Origin of the sequence: Acinetobacter sp. YH01018 (assembly GCF_013420295.1) — a bacterium.
GTDB lineage: Bacteria > Pseudomonadota > Gammaproteobacteria > Pseudomonadales > Moraxellaceae > Acinetobacter.
In genome coordinates this window covers 40412-55712 of the sequence record NZ_VOYL01000017.1, presented here as the reverse complement: position 1 = coordinate 55712, position 15301 = coordinate 40412, and the positions used below count along the sequence as shown (strand labels likewise).

At 42.9% G+C, this 15301-nt stretch carries 15 protein-coding genes and 1 pseudogene; 8 read left to right on the top strand and 8 right to left on the bottom strand.

Annotation, left to right across the window (positions count from 1 at the left end):
* A pseudogene (locus FTT83_RS08085) lies at window positions 1-127 on the top strand (pyridine nucleotide-disulfide oxidoreductase); the annotation flags it as partial.
* A 239-nt stretch (window positions 128-366) separates the two neighbouring features.
* Here FTT83_RS08085 and FTT83_RS08080 read toward each other — a convergent pair.
* The 3 genes from FTT83_RS08080 to FTT83_RS08070 form a co-directional block, all read right to left on the bottom strand.
* A complete protein-coding gene (locus FTT83_RS08080; RefSeq protein WP_180176491.1) occupies window positions 367-621 on the bottom strand; it encodes a YfhL family 4Fe-4S dicluster ferredoxin in 255 nt (84 codons plus the stop codon).
* A gap of 13 nt (window positions 622-634) precedes the next feature.
* Window positions 635-2035 (bottom strand): tRNA 5-hydroxyuridine modification protein YegQ, encoded by a 1401-nt coding sequence (yegQ, locus tag FTT83_RS08075; RefSeq protein ID WP_180176492.1) that lies wholly within the window; start codon window positions 2033-2035, stop codon window positions 635-637.
* A 71-nt stretch (window positions 2036-2106) separates the two neighbouring features.
* On the bottom strand, window positions 2107-2535 hold the full coding sequence (locus FTT83_RS08070; protein WP_166166772.1) for a Cd(II)/Pb(II)-responsive transcriptional regulator: 429 nt from the start codon (window positions 2533-2535) through the stop codon (window positions 2107-2109).
* Window positions 2536-2617: 82 nt separating this feature from the next.
* Here FTT83_RS08070 and FTT83_RS08065 point away from each other — a divergent pair, with 82 nt between their 5' ends.
* Window positions 2618-3253 (top strand): cation transporter, encoded by a 636-nt coding sequence (locus FTT83_RS08065; RefSeq protein WP_166166769.1) that lies wholly within the window; start codon window positions 2618-2620, stop codon window positions 3251-3253.
* 60 nt (window positions 3254-3313) lie between these two features.
* Here FTT83_RS08065 and FTT83_RS08060 read toward each other — a convergent pair whose 3' ends face one another.
* The gene (locus FTT83_RS08060) at window positions 3314-4093 is read right to left on the bottom strand and encodes a ferredoxin--NADP reductase (RefSeq protein ID WP_005236496.1); all 780 of its coding nucleotides are present in this window, start codon (window positions 4091-4093) and stop codon (window positions 3314-3316) included.
* A 105-nt stretch (window positions 4094-4198) separates the two neighbouring features.
* On the opposite strand from FTT83_RS08060, the gene tsaA reads away from it, so the two are divergent.
* Window positions 4199-4921 (top strand): tRNA (N6-threonylcarbamoyladenosine(37)-N6)-methyltransferase TrmO, encoded by a 723-nt coding sequence (gene tsaA, locus FTT83_RS08055; protein WP_180081354.1) that lies wholly within the window; start codon window positions 4199-4201, stop codon window positions 4919-4921.
* Here the strand turns inward: tsaA and FTT83_RS08050 are convergent.
* The gene (locus FTT83_RS08050; protein ID WP_218944735.1) at window positions 4918-6168 is read right to left on the bottom strand and encodes a DUF4010 domain-containing protein; all 1251 of its coding nucleotides are present in this window, start codon (window positions 6166-6168) and stop codon (window positions 4918-4920) included. The genes tsaA and FTT83_RS08050 overlap by 4 nt on opposite strands.
* A 258-nt stretch (window positions 6169-6426) precedes the next feature.
* Between FTT83_RS08050 and FTT83_RS08045 the strand changes: the two genes are divergently transcribed.
* The 4 genes from FTT83_RS08045 (at window position 6427) to FTT83_RS08030 (ending at window position 10794) form a co-directional block, all read left to right on the top strand.
* Window positions 6427-8184, top strand: a complete 1758-nt coding sequence (locus FTT83_RS08045) for a GspE/PulE family protein (protein ID WP_180081356.1) — start codon at window positions 6427-6429, stop codon at window positions 8182-8184.
* 98 nt (window positions 8185-8282) lie between these two features.
* Window positions 8283-8645: a NirD/YgiW/YdeI family stress tolerance protein gene (locus FTT83_RS08040; protein ID WP_180081358.1), complete on the top strand. Its 363-nt coding sequence runs from the start codon at window positions 8283-8285 to the stop codon at window positions 8643-8645.
* A gap of 144 nt (window positions 8646-8789) precedes the next feature.
* Entirely contained in the window at window positions 8790-9449 is a 660-nt protein-coding gene (locus tag FTT83_RS08035; protein ID WP_180176493.1) for a response regulator transcription factor, read from the top strand.
* A 1-nt stretch (window position 9450) separates the two neighbouring features.
* On the top strand, window positions 9451-10794 hold the full coding sequence (locus FTT83_RS08030; protein WP_180176494.1) for a HAMP domain-containing sensor histidine kinase: 1344 nt from the start codon (window positions 9451-9453) through the stop codon (window positions 10792-10794).
* Window positions 10795-10857: 63 nt separating this feature from the next.
* Here FTT83_RS08030 and hemP read toward each other — a convergent pair whose 3' ends face one another.
* Window positions 10858-11028, bottom strand: coding sequence for a hemin uptake protein HemP (gene hemP, locus FTT83_RS08025; protein WP_180043905.1), 171 nt, complete (start codon window positions 11026-11028; stop codon window positions 10858-10860).
* Between the two features lie 139 nt (window positions 11029-11167).
* Between hemP and FTT83_RS08020 the strand changes: the two genes are divergently transcribed.
* Window positions 11168-12067 (top strand): thiamine phosphate synthase, encoded by a 900-nt coding sequence (locus FTT83_RS08020; protein ID WP_180081362.1) that lies wholly within the window; start codon window positions 11168-11170, stop codon window positions 12065-12067.
* Window positions 12068-12117: 50 nt separating this feature from the next.
* Here the strand turns inward: FTT83_RS08020 and FTT83_RS08015 are convergent, their stop codons facing one another.
* Both FTT83_RS08015 and mrcB read right to left on the bottom strand, forming a co-directional pair.
* Complete coding sequence (locus FTT83_RS08015) at window positions 12118-12684, bottom strand: tetratricopeptide repeat protein (protein ID WP_180176495.1); 567 nt, start codon at window positions 12682-12684, stop codon at window positions 12118-12120.
* Between the two features lie 15 nt (window positions 12685-12699).
* Window positions 12700-15093: a penicillin-binding protein 1B gene (gene mrcB / locus FTT83_RS08010; protein ID WP_180176502.1), complete on the bottom strand. Its 2394-nt coding sequence runs from the start codon at window positions 15091-15093 to the stop codon at window positions 12700-12702.
* Between the last annotated feature and the right edge of the window lie 208 nt (window positions 15094-15301).

Here is a 15301-nt window from a genome sequence, read left to right as displayed (position 1 = left end):
CGTGAAGGGTGTGTTTGCTGCTGGTGACTGTACCACAGTGCCGTACAAGCAGATTATTATTGCCACCGGTGAAGGTGCCAAGGCATCTCTATCTGCCTTTGATTACATTATCCGTTCGGGACAGTAACTAAAAAAGCCAAAGTGGCTATGTACATTGACATAGACACTTTGGCTTTAGTTCCCCAAGTTTTTGTTTTACCCTGTTTATAGGAACTCAGCATGCTAACTCTGGGTTCCTTTTTTTATCATCACCATTTCCATGGTTATTCTATTTTTCTGCATTTTTTGTTTTGCCTTTTTATTTTTCTTTCCCCAAAACTTGTTGTATTTAATTAAGCAAGTTTAATGCCATCTCCAAATATTTTTTTAAGATTTGAATAAAATCAAGCTCTTAAACTTCTGCATCAACTGTTCTTGCGTCTCTATATGTTCAGGATGCGGAATAATGCACTCAATTGGACACACGGCTACACAGGTTTGGTGCTCATAAAAGCCGACACATTCTGTACAGCGCTTCACATCAATTTCATACACCTTGTCACCCTCATAAATGGCCTCATTCGGACATTCAGGCAAACACATATCGCAGTTGATACATTTGTCAGTAATCAATAGAGCCATGTTGTATGGATACTCAAACAGCTTGGTACGCTAAAGATGAAGCCGAGATGTCTGCTGTTGAATTCGGTAAGTTACGAATCAGCAGGGCATAGTTCATGTCAACATCAGCCGGGACTGGAATATCCACGACATGGCCTGAGCCTTTGGCATCTTCAATCAGATTACCTTTTTTATCTTTCATTTCTGTTAAAGTAAACGTGATATTGCCTGAAGTGGTCATCAGCTCAAGCGAATCGCCGACCACAAAACGGTTTTTGACTTCAATCTTGATATAGTCACCATTGCGTTCCAGAACTTCACCGACAAACTGCTGATGGTCAAAACGTGATGAACCGGTTTCATAATTTTGATATTCACTATGCACATGACGACGCAGGAAACCTTCCGTATAACCACGATTCGCCAGGCCTTCCAGCTGAGTCATCAGGGATGGATCAAACGGTTTGCCCTCTAGTGCATCATCAATCGCTTTACGGTAAATCTGTGCAGTACGTGCGCAGTAGAAATAGGATTTGGTACGACCTTCAATTTTTAAGGAATGAATGCCCATTTTGGTTAAACGGTCGACATGCTGTACCGCACGCAAATCTTTAGAGTTCATGAAGTAGGTGCCATGTTCGTCTTCTTCAGCTGCAAACATGTCTTCTTCATTGCGTTGTAATAAAACCGGTTCGCCAAATTGGTGTTGTTCTAGGGCGTGTTGCTCATCGGCATCTTTGTTTTTGCAGCATGATGATGATTCTTCAATTTGTTGAACTGGAATCACATCTCCAGTTTCATCTTCAGCTGCTTCGTGAATTTTGTAGTCCCAGCGACAGGCATTGGTGCAGGCGCCTTGATTAGCATCACGTTTATTCATATAGCCAGAAAGTAAGCAACGACCGGAATAAGCCATACATAATGCACCATGCACGAAAACTTCAATTTCCATGTTAGGAACATTATTTTTAATTTCTTCAATTTCTTCGATAGAAAGTTCACGTGACAGAATGACACGAGTCAGACCCATGTTTTTCCAGAATTTGACTGTTGCCCAGTTCACGGCATTGGCTTGTACAGACAGATGTACAGGCATGTCGGGAAAATGTTCACGCACCATCATGATTAAGCCTGGGTCAGACATAATCAGTGCATCCGGATTCATGGCAACCACAGGTTCCAGGTCACGAATGAAGTTTTTTAACTTGGAGTTATGCGGCTGGATATTCACCACTACATAAAACTTTTTACCTAAGGCATGCGCCTCGGCAATACCAATGGCCAGATTGTCATGATCGAAAGCATTGTTACGCACACGTAAACTATAACGTGGCTGACCTGCATATACCGCATCGGCACCATAGGCAAAAGCATAGCGCATGTTTTTTAGTGAGCCGGCAGGTGAAAGAAGTTCTGTAACGTGAGTAATGCTCATGACAAAATTAAAGGCATATTAAAAATATGGCTTAATTGTATGGATTTAAAAATTAGATTCAACCCAGTAAATTAGTTGGATATTTCCTTATTTTCTGCTTCAAGTTGTTTTAAAATCTGGCAACTGTCAATTGTTTTGGTGCTACTGCAAGAGGCGCGTAGCTGGATGAGCTGTTGTTGAAATTTTTGTAATTCTATAATTTTATCAGTGACTTGTTTAATATGTTGTTCAATTAGCTGATTCACTGCATGGCAGCTTTGGGAGGGCTGCTGTTCTAGTTCAAGCAATGCTTCAATCTCGCTGAGTGAAATATCGAGCGTGCGACAGCGTTTAATAAACATCAGTCGTTTGAATGTATTTTCATCATAATAGCGATAATTATTGTCGCCACGAAAGCTGGGTTGGAGCAGGTTCTTCTTCTCATAAAAACGGATCGTGTCAGTGCTGAGCTGAGTCTTATTGGCTAATTCTTTAATTAAATAATATTTAGGTGTATTCATACTTGACCTTGGAGTTACTCCATAGTTTTGAATAACAATAATACAAACAAGGTTTTAAATAAAGTCATAGAGGTGGTGAAAAATGGCATGTAGTTGCAGTCATGAACCTGCACCGCAAAAGCCACATAGTAAATTTCGGACTGCTTTGTGGATTGCGCTCATTATTAATATTGTGATGTTTATCGTGGAATTGATTGGGGGAGCATATGCCCATTCATCGGCACTGTGGGCAGATGCACTCGATTTCTTTGGTGATGCGGTGAATTATGGCATCTCACTTGCCGTATTGGGTGCAAGCCTATACTGGCGTGCTACGGTGGCGTTGTTAAAAGGCGTGACCATGGCGCTGTTTGGTTTCGTGGTTATGGGTAAAGCTATTTATGCCTATCTACAAGGTATTCCGCCTGAAGCCATGACTATGGGGGCAATTGGTCTGCTTGCTTTAATTGCCAATGTCACTGCGGCAGTGATTTTATATGCCTTTCGTGATGGTGATTCAAATATGCAGTCGGTCTGGCTGTGTAGCCGTAATGATGCCATTGGTAATGTCGCGGTGATTTTGGCTGCCGTCGGTGTGTTTGGTACAGGGAGCATGTGGCCTGATATTGTCGTCGCTTTAATTATGGCAAGTTTAGGTTTAACAGCAGGATATCAAGTCATTCAAAAATCTTTACAAGAGCGCAAAGAGAATAAGCCTTTTGTACATGCATCTGAGTAATTAAAGGAAAAAGTCAAAAAAACCGAGCTACTAAGCCCGGTTTTTTATATTCAGGGAATCTTATTTTTCAACGAATGCACGTTCAATTACGTAGTCGCCTAGAACACCCATACGTGGAGATTCTTTTAGACCATGCTGATCAAGAAGAGCAGCTACGTCGTCCAGGAATGCCGGGCTACCGCAAAGCATGGCACGGTCAGTTTCCGGGTTGAAACGTGGCAGACCGATTTTTTCGAACAATTGACCAGATTCAATGGCAGTGGTTACACGACCTTGAGTATGGAACTCTTCACGAGTTACAGTTGGGTAATACACTAATTTTTCTTTAGCACCTAACTCACCAAAGAATTCATGGTTTGGAATTTCGTTGAGAATCAAATCTTGGTAAGCCAATTCTGAGATAAAACGTGTACCGTGAACCACGATGATTTTTTCGAAACGTTCGTAAGTTTCAGGGTCACGAATCACAGACAGGAATGGAGCAAGACCAGTACCAGAAGAAAGAAGGTACAAGTTTTTACCCGGGTTCAAATCGTCCAGAACCAAAGTACCTGTAGGTTTTTTAGAAACCAGAATTTCGTCACCCACTTTTACTTTTTGCAGAATAGAAGTTAAAGGACCATCTGGAACTTTAATAGAGAAAAACTCGAGTTCTTCTTCGTAGTTAGCACTTGCAATTGAATAAGCGCGCATTAAAGGCTTACCATTCACTTCAAGACCGATCATCACAAATTGTCCGTTTTTAAAACGCAATGCAGTGTCACGAGTGGTTTTAAAAGAGAATAAAGTGTCATTCCAGTGGTGGACGTGAGTAATCTTTTCGACGTTGAAAGCAGCCATTAAAGGTCTCAATAAGTTATCAAATTAGAACAGCTTACTATTCTAATCTAAAAACATTCTCGATAAACTGAATATATTTAATTGAACTTATCAGAAAAAGTGATTATGACTGAGCTTAAAATGCCAATAATCGGGTATATGAGATCGCCCTATAAAGAAAAATTTGGCATTCCACGCCAACCCAATCTGGTACAGGTTGAGTCCTATATTGAGATGGTTGAACCTTATAATGATTTGTCAGCTTTTGAAGGGATTGAGGAATTTAGTCATCTCTGGCTGTTGTGGCAGTTTCATGAAAATAAAAATCAGAAAGAAAGTCAAAAGTTTAGACCACAAGTGCGTCCGCCGCGCCTAGGGGGAAATACAAAAATCGGGGTATTTGCAACACGCAGTATGTACCGTCCATCACCGATAGGTCTATCCGTTGTCCAGCTGAAAACAGTGAAAAAAGTTGGCAAGTCTGTACATGTGTATGTGACAGGGAGCGATCTTCTGGATGGCACACCGATTGTCGATATTAAACCTTATATCCAATATTCAGATGCTGTGGTTACGGCGCAAAGTGGTTATGCACAGGATGAACCTGAACGACATTCTGTGATCTGGACAGAAAATGCCGAACAGCAAAAGCAAGATTTAATGAAAGGCCACAGGTTAAATAGTCAAATTGTGAATGAACTGGAACAGGTTTTATCGCTCGATCCAAGGCCGGCTTATCAAAATGATGCGGAGCGGATTTATAAAATGAAGTTTGCTGATTTTGATATCAGTTTCAGGGTGGACTTGGATGGCATTACAGTCATAGAAATTGTTGAACTTTCAGCTTAATGTTGTACCAGCCACCAAAGTACACCGATCAAAACAGCCATATGCAGAATTTGTATAGGTGCAAAATAAAGTGCAAATTTTAATCCTCCGCTTATGGCTGCATTAATGCATTTAGAAACGGCATGAGCACCCAGACCTAACATCATTGCATAGAGCAAGCTGGCATTTGTCGGTTCACCCTGAATCACTACAGCGGCTGCAGCGGCATGAATTTCAAACAGTGAAGCCAGCAGTGTACCTGCAATTAATCCGGAATCACCCAGTAAGAGTTCTAGGCCATGTACACCGGCCTGAATGACCGTTAATGTCCCTGCAATAATGGCTGCTTCTTTTAGACTGAACATGGCACTATCTACAGGTTCTGTTTCTTCGACAGGCCCTGCTTTACGTAAAAGCCAGTAAGCGCACAGTGCTAAAATGCTGATGGCAATGAGCGAGGGAAATATCAGCAGCTTTAGCCAGATTAAGGAGACTCCTCCTACCACAATCAATAAAAGTACCAAAGTGGATATACATGACATCAGTGCTGCACCGGCATTGGATCGGGCATCGGCTTCTTCATTGCGTACTTGTATACCTAAATGTGCAATCATTGCTGTACTGGAAACAAATCCGGAAGCAATTGCAGAAAGTATGAGAGCTTTCTTACTTGAAAGTAAACGTTTGGCAATATGTGCCAATGCTTGTACGACAAGAATCAGGGTGAGCAGTTTTAAAATAATATGCGGATTAAGCACGTTGCCCCATAAAGGCGTATCAGGGGTCAGCGGTAAAGCGATTAAAATTAGGGCCAGTAAAAATACACCATCTTTAAGTTCTGCCCCGGTAATCCATTTTCCAGCAATCCCGTGCATGGACTGTTTCATCATTAAAATGAAGGTCAGTATCACAGAGAGACTGGCAGCCAGCGTAATATTCCACACACACAGCGCACCAATGAAATAAGTCATGACAAAAGCCAGTTCGGTGGTAACCCCGGGATCTTGCAGCTGGTTTTTAAGGGAGAAAATACCGATACCGCCAACAATCAGTGCACCAATCACGCCAAAGATATCGCCAAAAGCAAAACACAAGGCTCCCAGTAGAGCGCAGATTGCGAATGAGCGAACCCCGGCAAAGCTATGCTGATTTTCACGTTGCTTGCTACGTTCACGTTCCAGACCAATCAGCAAGCCACAGCCCAATGCTGCTGCCATAATCATCAGCAAGGCTTGAAATGATGTACTTTGAAGGGGCAGATTCAGCATATTATTCACAGTGAAAATCCAGTTATCGGGTTATGCATATTCAGCTGCTGAATTAAACAGCATATTCGGCATTATTGGCTATAAATGTCCGAAAGTAAAAGCATAATGCTGATGAAAAACAGCTATAGTTTATTTTGCAGTAAACGGTTATATAAATCAGTTTAGAAAAAGATATGGGGATATCTTTTTCTAACAACGGACTGAAGCGAGATGATCTTTAGTTTGTTATAGTGTGTGAATGTTTTGGGGCATATAATAATGAAGTTTAATTTTGAAATGGATACATCTTGGTGTCTGGAACAACTACAAAAAGATGGACGTATTACCGAACGTAACAAGCTACTGATCCAAACTACACACCGTCAACGTGAGCAACTGAAATGGCATCCCTTGCAGTGGATCGCACATTTTAATCTGGTCGATCAGGCGCATCCACAATCGACCTTAACCTTAAACCGCTTGTGCCAGTGGATTGCAGACAAAGCCAATATTCCTTTTTATATTATTGATCCCTTGAAGGCCGATGTTGGTGCTTTGACCAATATCATGTCGCAAGAATTTGCGGTGCGTAATAAAATTCTGGCCGTCGAAATTCAGCCGGACAAAGTCCTGATAGCCACCGATCAACCGTTTAAAACGGAATGGGTGGCCAATCTTGAACATAGTATTGCCCCGAAAAAAATTCAGCGTGTACTGCTCAGCCCTGATCAATTACAGCGCTATCTGGTGGAATATTATCAGGTGAGCCGGGCGGTTAATTCATCGCAAAAAAACAGTGCTTATGACCGTGATAACAAAGGCGTAGAAGCACTATTGCAACTGGGCGATACGCAAAACCCGGATGCCAATGACCAACATATTGTCAAGCTGGTGGATTGGGTGTTGCAGTTTGCCTTTGAACAGGGTGCCAGTGATATTCATCTGGAACCCCGTAAAGATACCGGCAAGGTGCGTTTCCGTATTGATGGGGTATTGCATACCATTTATAAAATGCCGGCCAATACCCTGACCGCCGTGATTTCGCGCATTAAAATTTTAGGCCGCATGAATGTGGCGGAAAAACGCAAACCGCAAGATGGCCGTTTAAAAACCCGTACGCCTAAAGGACAGGAAACTGAGTTACGTCTATCCACCTTGCCGACGGCCTTTGGCGAAAAAATGGTGATGCGTATTTTTGACCCGGAAGTGTTGGTACGCAGTTTTCAGCAGCTCGGTTTTGAAGGCGGGTTACTGAATGATTGGCAGGCTTTAACTGCACACAGTCATGGCATTATTTTAGTCACGGGTCCGACCGGTTCAGGCAAAACTACCACACTGTATTCGTCACTCAAACAGCTGGCGACTGAAGAAGTCAATGTTTGCACCATTGAAGATCCGATCGAGATGCTGGAACCGAGCTTTAACCAGATGCAGGTGAATCAGGGGATTGATTTAAGTTTTGCCGACGGTGTGCGTGCGCTGATGCGTCAAGACCCGGATATCATTATGGTCGGCGAGATTCGTGATCAGGATACCGCCAATATGGCGATTCAGGCCGCATTAACCGGTCACCTGGTGTTATCCACCTTGCATACCAATGATGCACCATCCAGTCTGACCCGACTGCATGATTTAGGGGTACAGCCCTTTTTAACTTCAGCCACGATTTTAGGTGTACTGGCACAGCGTCTGGTACGTAAACTTTGCCCGCATTGCAAACAGGAAACCTTTATTAATGAACAGGAATGGAAGCATTTAACCTTTGATTATGTACTGGAAATGCCAAACTTCGTATTTCAGGCGGTGGGTTGTGAAGAATGTCGCCATACCGGCTATAAAGGACGTGTCGGCATTTATGAGTTTATGCCTTTAAGCCTTGCGACCAAACAGCTGATTGGTGCAGATGCGACTTTAAACCAGCTCCGTGATCAGGCGAAAAAAGAAGGGATTGAGCCGTTACGTATCGCGGGGGCGCGCAAAGTGCTGGCAGGGATGACCACGCTGGAAGAGGTGTTACGCGTTGTTCCACTGAATTGAAATACTGTTTGAAAATGAAGCTATCTTAAGATTCACCTCATCTTGATTTGTTTTAATCATGCTATTGAAATGAGCAACAACTTAATGAGGGTTTGAGCATGAACATGATTTCTAAAATAGCTTTAATGACTGCTTTGGTCGGTGCAACAACATTCGCCGTGGCAAATACTACCGTAAATCAAGCTGCAATTGCACCACAAAAAGCCACTACGGTTAAACAGGCTTTAACTTTAAAAGATGACAGTAAGGTACAGCTTAAAGGCTATGTGGTAAAAGCAGTCGGGGATGAAAAATACCAGTTTCGTGATAATACCGGCACCATGACCGTCGAGATTGACGATGAGTTATGGCAAGGTAAACCCGTAAATGCCAAAATGCCAGTGACCATCATCGGTGAAGTTGACATCGATTACAAACCGGCTAAACGCGTTGAAATTGATGTGGATGCCATCCGTTTTTAAGTGATGCCATGATAGATCAAGATGTAAGAGATTCTTCCTGATTTCTCCCCAAAACCACATGCATGTCATGTGGTTTTTTTGCAATCATGTGGTTTAAAAAACTGTTATCTTAAACAAAAACATATCCAGACATGAGAACAAGACATGCGAATCTTACTGGCAGAGGATGATGCTTCCCAAGCAGAAAGCATCAAAACATGGTTGGAAATGGATGGCTACAATATTGACTGGGTGGAACGTGGCGATCATGCCATTTTAGCCATTGAACAGCATCAATATGACTGTATTCTGCTCGATCGTGGGCTACCCAAAGCCAGTGGCGATGACATTCTTAAAGCTCTACGTGCGCATCAGCAACAAACCCCTGTGATTTTTATTACCGCGCGGGACAGTATTCATGACCGTGTTGAAGGGCTGGATTTGGGTGCCAATGATTATCTGGTTAAGCCTTTTAGCCTGGAAGAACTTTCTGCGCGTGTACGTTCGCAATTACGCCAGCATCAAAGCAGTGCCGGACAATATCTGCGCTATGCAAATTTAGTCCTCGATCCACAGGCCAAAACGCTTATTCAGGATGGAAAGACCGTCAATTTAACCGCCAAAGAATTTCAGATTTTACATAAACTAATGCAAAAGCCGGAGCATGTAATTACCCGTGAACAGCTGGAAGAATCACTTTATGCTTGGGGTGATGAAATAGAAAGCAATGCCATAGAAGTGTTTATCTATCAATTGCGTAAAAAGATTGGCAGCCAGTATATTAAAACCATCCGTGGTTTGGGCTATCGCATGAGTCAGGGTTAGTATGTTAAAAGCCATTTCTCTACAAACCAGGTTAATCAAGACCTCATTATTCAGTTCCATATTGGCTGGGGTTTTGGCCTTGCTGCTTTTTGTGGGGATTTCCTTGTACCAGACCATGCAGGTACAAGACCAGATCATGGATGAAATTGCAGATATGCTGTTGATTTCAGATGTAAGTACGAGTTCAGGACAACAGGTCGATGAACTCAGTGATGAATTTGATATTCAATACCAGTTAAAAGATCAGCAACAGGTGCTGAGCGAATCAGAAAATTTCCATTTGGACCATCTGTCTTCAACGTTCAAAAATAATGTCGATGAAGGTTATGATCTGATTTGGCACGATCAGCAGTTGTGGCGTATCTACACCTCGCAAAATCCTGAACTGAATACTTCAGTATTGCTATTGCAGCCGATGGGAGAGCGCTTTAAAGCTTTGGCTCAAAATGTCATGGGCTATGGCCTGATTTTAATTGTGCTCTGGTTCATTCAGTGGCTGATTTTACATTTTGCCGTGAAACGCCAATTTAAAGTCATTCATCAACTGTCCAGAGAAATTTCAGCTAAAAGTGCGGATGATCTCGCACCGATTCAGCAGCAAGTACCCGAGTTAAAAGAATTACAGCCGATGGTATGGCAGCTGAACCAGTTATTACAGCGGCTTGAACAATCTCTGGTGGCAGAACAGCGTTTTACTGCAGATGCTTCGCATGAATTACGTTCGCCCTTATCGGCTATTCAAATGCGTTTGCAGGTACTGAAACGTAAATATCCGGAACTCGACCAAGACTTGGCGAGTATTCAAAATGATGTCAACCGTGGTACACAGGTGTTAGAAAACTTGCTGTTACTGGCACGACTGGACCCGGCCCATACGGGTCAACTGCCCAAGTCTGAAATGGATATGAACAGGGTGATCAATGAGGTCTTGCAAGCCTTACAGCCCTTTGCAGCCGAGAAAAATATTCAAATCCAGACACAATTCGCCGAAAATCTAGTGATTACTGGCAATGACAAACTCATTTTCAGTTGCCTGCGCAATCTGCTTGACAATGCCATCCGTTATGCTGGGCAAAATGGTCATGTATGGATTGAGATGCAGCACAAGCAATCATACATCAGCATCGTGATTGAAGATGATGGACAAGCTGTGACAGAAGATGTTTTAGAACGACTGGGTGAGCGCTTTTATCGGGCATTGGGTACCAAGACACAAGGTTCAGGACTGGGGCTGTCGATTTGTAAAAAGATTATTGAATTACATACCGGTGAAATTCATTTTTCTCGATCAGTACATGGTGGATTAAAAGTTGAGCTGCAATTTCCGGTGCATATCCAGCGTTAAAAAGCAGTATGTTTGCGATCATACTGCTTGTTTCCACGTTTATTATTGTTGAGTGAATTATTTTTATTTGGTCAGAATAAGACGATTGTTACGGGTTAAACGTAGACGGTATTCTTCTCCGGCATGCATAATCCTGATTTCTCGTCCCAGAGCAAACAGGTTGTTCGAGTGCAGCATGGGAAGTGAGTGAGCTGTATCGTTATTACGGGTAAATAGGCTAAATGGTGCGTTCATTCCGTCGATTCCGTGGTAGGTATTAAATTATTTAAATGATAATCATTATCAAATAATTCTGTCAATTAATTATTTAAGATTTTATAAAAAACTTAAATTTGCTTACACTCTGTAATATTTTCATGCCGAGGAACAGGGAATGTTTAAACCCATCATTGATGTTGCCATTGCAATTTTACTCCATCAGAACAATGTGCTGGTCGGCTGGCGTGAAGCGAAACAGCATCAGGGCAATAAACATGAATTTCCGGGAGGAAAAGTGGAGGAGGGTGAAACGCCTTTGGCGGCATGCCGCCGTGAAATTTATGAAGAAGTGGGAATTGGTCTGCATGAATGGCATGCCTTTGATGTGATTGTTCATGAATATGATGATGTAATCGTCAAGCTGCATTTATTTCATGCCGTTGTACCGACTGCTTTATTGAATGAAATTCAACAGCCGTGGAGCTGGTACAGCCGTGAAGAATTGTTGAATCTAAATTTCCCTAAAGCCAATTTAGCCATAATTCAGCGCCTGTATTGGCCCCATCAGATTAAAATTTCAGCGCAGCTGGATGATTTGGCACAGTTAAAACAGGATCAGTTGTTATATTGGCGTGTCGAGGGAACTCAGCAGCAGCTCACGGAACTGGCTAAGCGCAGTGTGGAGCATTTATCTCAGCTGATTGTCAATGTTGATATTTTTGAACAATTAAACTTGATTCAACAGCAAGCCATTTCCGCCATTCATTTAAAACAGCCACAACTGATGGCATTAAAGCCGGGTGATTTGCAGATCGGTAAACGTTACATTGCGGCATGTCATGATTTGGCTTCAATGCAACAGGCGCAAAACATCGGTTGTGATGCAATCTTGCTGAGTCCGGTTCTGCCTACAGCCACCCATCCAGAAGCTGTAGCATTGGGATGGGAACAGTTCAAGTGCTGGGTTTCACAGGTCGATATACCGGTTTTTGCCTTGGGCGGCATGCAGGCGGGTGATCTTGCCATTGCTAAAGAGCAGGGTGGCTATGGCATTGCCGGAATGAGATTTTTATAAAACAAAGACAGAGGATGTATTGAGACGATCGGTTCAATATCTCCTCAAGTTTATAAGCCTTGCAGGGCTTTTTGCGCTTGTTGAATGGTTTTTTGATCTTTTTGCTGTTGTGCAGCTTTTAAAATGACCTGCCAAAGCTGTTTCTTCATCGCATTGGTTTGTGCATAACTAAGCCCGCGTTGTGCCAAAGCTTGAGCATTTGCTGGCCGATTCTTTTTATTGGCAATCAGGGCCAGATACAAGAAGGTTTCAGCGGATTGCGGCGCAAGGCGTTGAGCTTGCAATGCCGCAGCTTCAGCTTCATTCCATTGCCCTTGCTTATAGGCGAGTTGAGTTTTTTGCATGAGCTTTTGAAATACAGGTAGCTGGCGGCCATCATCAAACTGCTGTTTGCTCTGTTGTTCAGGAACAATCACCTGCATCTTTTTACGTTGAATTTCTTCACGTTCATAAGGGGTAATGACCACGCCTGCAGGGGTTTTAATGTCCCGCTTTTCTGTCTGGGCAGGTTTTGGTGGCTGTTTGCTCTCGGGAGCAGGCAGGTTTTGACAGCCCGCCAAAGCGATCAAGCTCAGAATAATCAGCCCGTGTTTATGCCGTTTAGATTGCCTGTTCATGCTCAATTATCACCCTTAATTGTTATAACTACCGCTTGAAATGACCTGATTGGTAGAACCATCGTTCTGGGTTTCAGTCTCACTTTCACGAATATAGTTACCAATACTATCGTTTTGATCTACGGGTGTCTGATTGTTTTCAGTATTAGGTGTGTCAGCAGGTTCTACCTGATAATGCGGTATACCACAACCGGTGGCCTGACGTGGCATGTTACTGCGTAGTAAGGGAATGTACATCGCACCTTCACAGCCTTGTGCGGATAGATGACCCGTCGAACGATCAATCCATTGCCATTGCACACTGTCAGTTTGACGCAAGTTAACCGGTTTTTGACGCAACTGTTTCATGACATTAATCCAGACCGGAAGTGCACCTGAAGAACCGGTTAGACCAGTCACCTTGTTATTATCCAGACCCAGCCAGACTACGCTGAGATAATTGCCTGAATAGCCTGCAAACCATGAGTCACGGGTATCATTGGTGGTACCTGATTTGCCTGCCAGTTTCAAGTCGGCAGGGAAAGCGCTATAAGCGGCACGCCCCGTACCTGAGCTCATCACTTGTTGTAGGCCATAGTTTAAGATATAAGCTGCAGAAGCATCGATGGTTTGTTGTGGCGTCAGACCATAACGATCGAGCAGGCGTCCATTGGAATCGACCACTGAGCGAATGGACTTGATAGGATATTTGAAACCGCCGGTTGCAAAATTGCCGTAAATACTCATCACTTCCATCGGTGACATATCAATTGCACCCAGGAAGATCGACGGATAGTTTGGAATATTGGCAGTCACGCCAAATTTTTTCAGATGATTGCTAAAGGTGGAAATACCAAATTCCTGACCCAAACGTACTGCCGCGAGGTTATAGGAGTTTGCCAGGGCTTCCGACATTGGAATAACACCGTGTGCACCACCACTGTAATTCCTAGGCGTCCAGTTTTTACCTTCACTTAAGATGCTGATGGCACTATCTTCAATGGGACTGGCCCAATTATAGCGTCCAGACTCGATTGCACTTAAGTAAATGACCGGTTTAAGCAAGGAACCGACCTGACGTTTTGCATCCAGCGCACGGTTAAAGCCAGTAAAGTCCTGAGTCGAACCTAAAGCGGCAACCAGTTCGCCATTTTCAGGATGAGAGATTAAAACAGCACCTTGCAAATCTTTTAAACGTTGCGGGTTGGCATTGGCCAAATTGGAAACAGATGCTTTAAATGCTTCCTGTACCTTGGTTTGGGCAATCGGGTCCAGCGTGGTAAAGATTTTTAACCCTTGATTGGTCAGGTCGCCTTCCTGATATTCGGTGCGTAGCTGTCGACGTACAATATCCATGAAATCCGGGAAGCGGGCAGGTCCCAAAGTAGGTTTTGCAATGACATTTAATGGTCGTGCAACTTCTCGTTCATACTGTTCTTGGGTCAGATACCCCATCACCAGCATGTTGTGTAACACGATATCGCGACGTTTTTTTGCACCTTCCGGATTTTTCCATGGATTAAACAGGGACGGTCCTTGTACCAGACCGACTAAATAAGCCTGCTGGGCAATATTCAGTTCACGTAGCGGTAAGCCAAAATAAAACTGTGAAGCCAGACCATAGCCATTAATTGAATAATTGCCATTTTGCCCCAGATTCACTTCATTTAAATACGCTTCCAGAATTTCATCTTTGTCATAATGAAGCTCAATCAGCATGGCCATCAGCGCTTCATTGACTTTACGTTTTAAGGTTCTTTCCGGACTTAAATAGAAATTCTTCACCAGCTGCTGGGTCAGGGTAGAACCGCCCTGACGTTTGCCACCAGTGAGATTACTGACTACAGCACGCGCTGTACCACGAACCGATATGCCATGATGATGATAAAAATTACGGTCTTCTGTTGAGATCAGGGCTTCAATGAGCGGTTTAGGCACATTATTAAGCTTAATCAGCACACGGTCTTCATTATGTTGCGGATAAATTCCGCCAATCAGTAAGGGTTCTAAACGTGCAATGCCGGTAGAAGAAGGTTTGGTTGCACTGACTTCACCAATCTGATTATCATTAAAGGTAACTTTTAACACCTGCTCAGGTTCAACGCTGTCACCAAAGTCGAAGCCGCGGGTATGCACATAGATTGCATTACCGGAGCTTACATAATTGCCGGATTGGGCATAGCTATCAGAACTTTTATAGCCCAGCAGTTTGAGTTCCTGAGAGAAGTCTGTCTGGTTGACCGGCGCATTGCTATAAATTTCCAAAGGACGGGCAAAAACTTTTGCCGGAATGTCCCAGCGTTGACCTTCAAATTTATTGCGTACAATATTATCCATTCGGATTAAATAGATACTAAAAGCTAAGAAAATGCCAATGACTAATATTGAGAAAATAAGGGCCACTAAACCGATACCGCGTTCAGACTTCATCAATGATTATAAGATCCAAATAAATTGTGCTAATCATGCGAAGCTTTTCATTTTTTTGCAATAATTAATCTGTGAATGAAGAGAAAATATAACAATAAACCGCACAAAATATTTGTAATGAGTCTTTGATTTTATAAAAGATATTATTTTTAGTATTCAAACCGTATTTGCAAATAAATATGTTCATATTAAAGCAAGTGAACAGCAC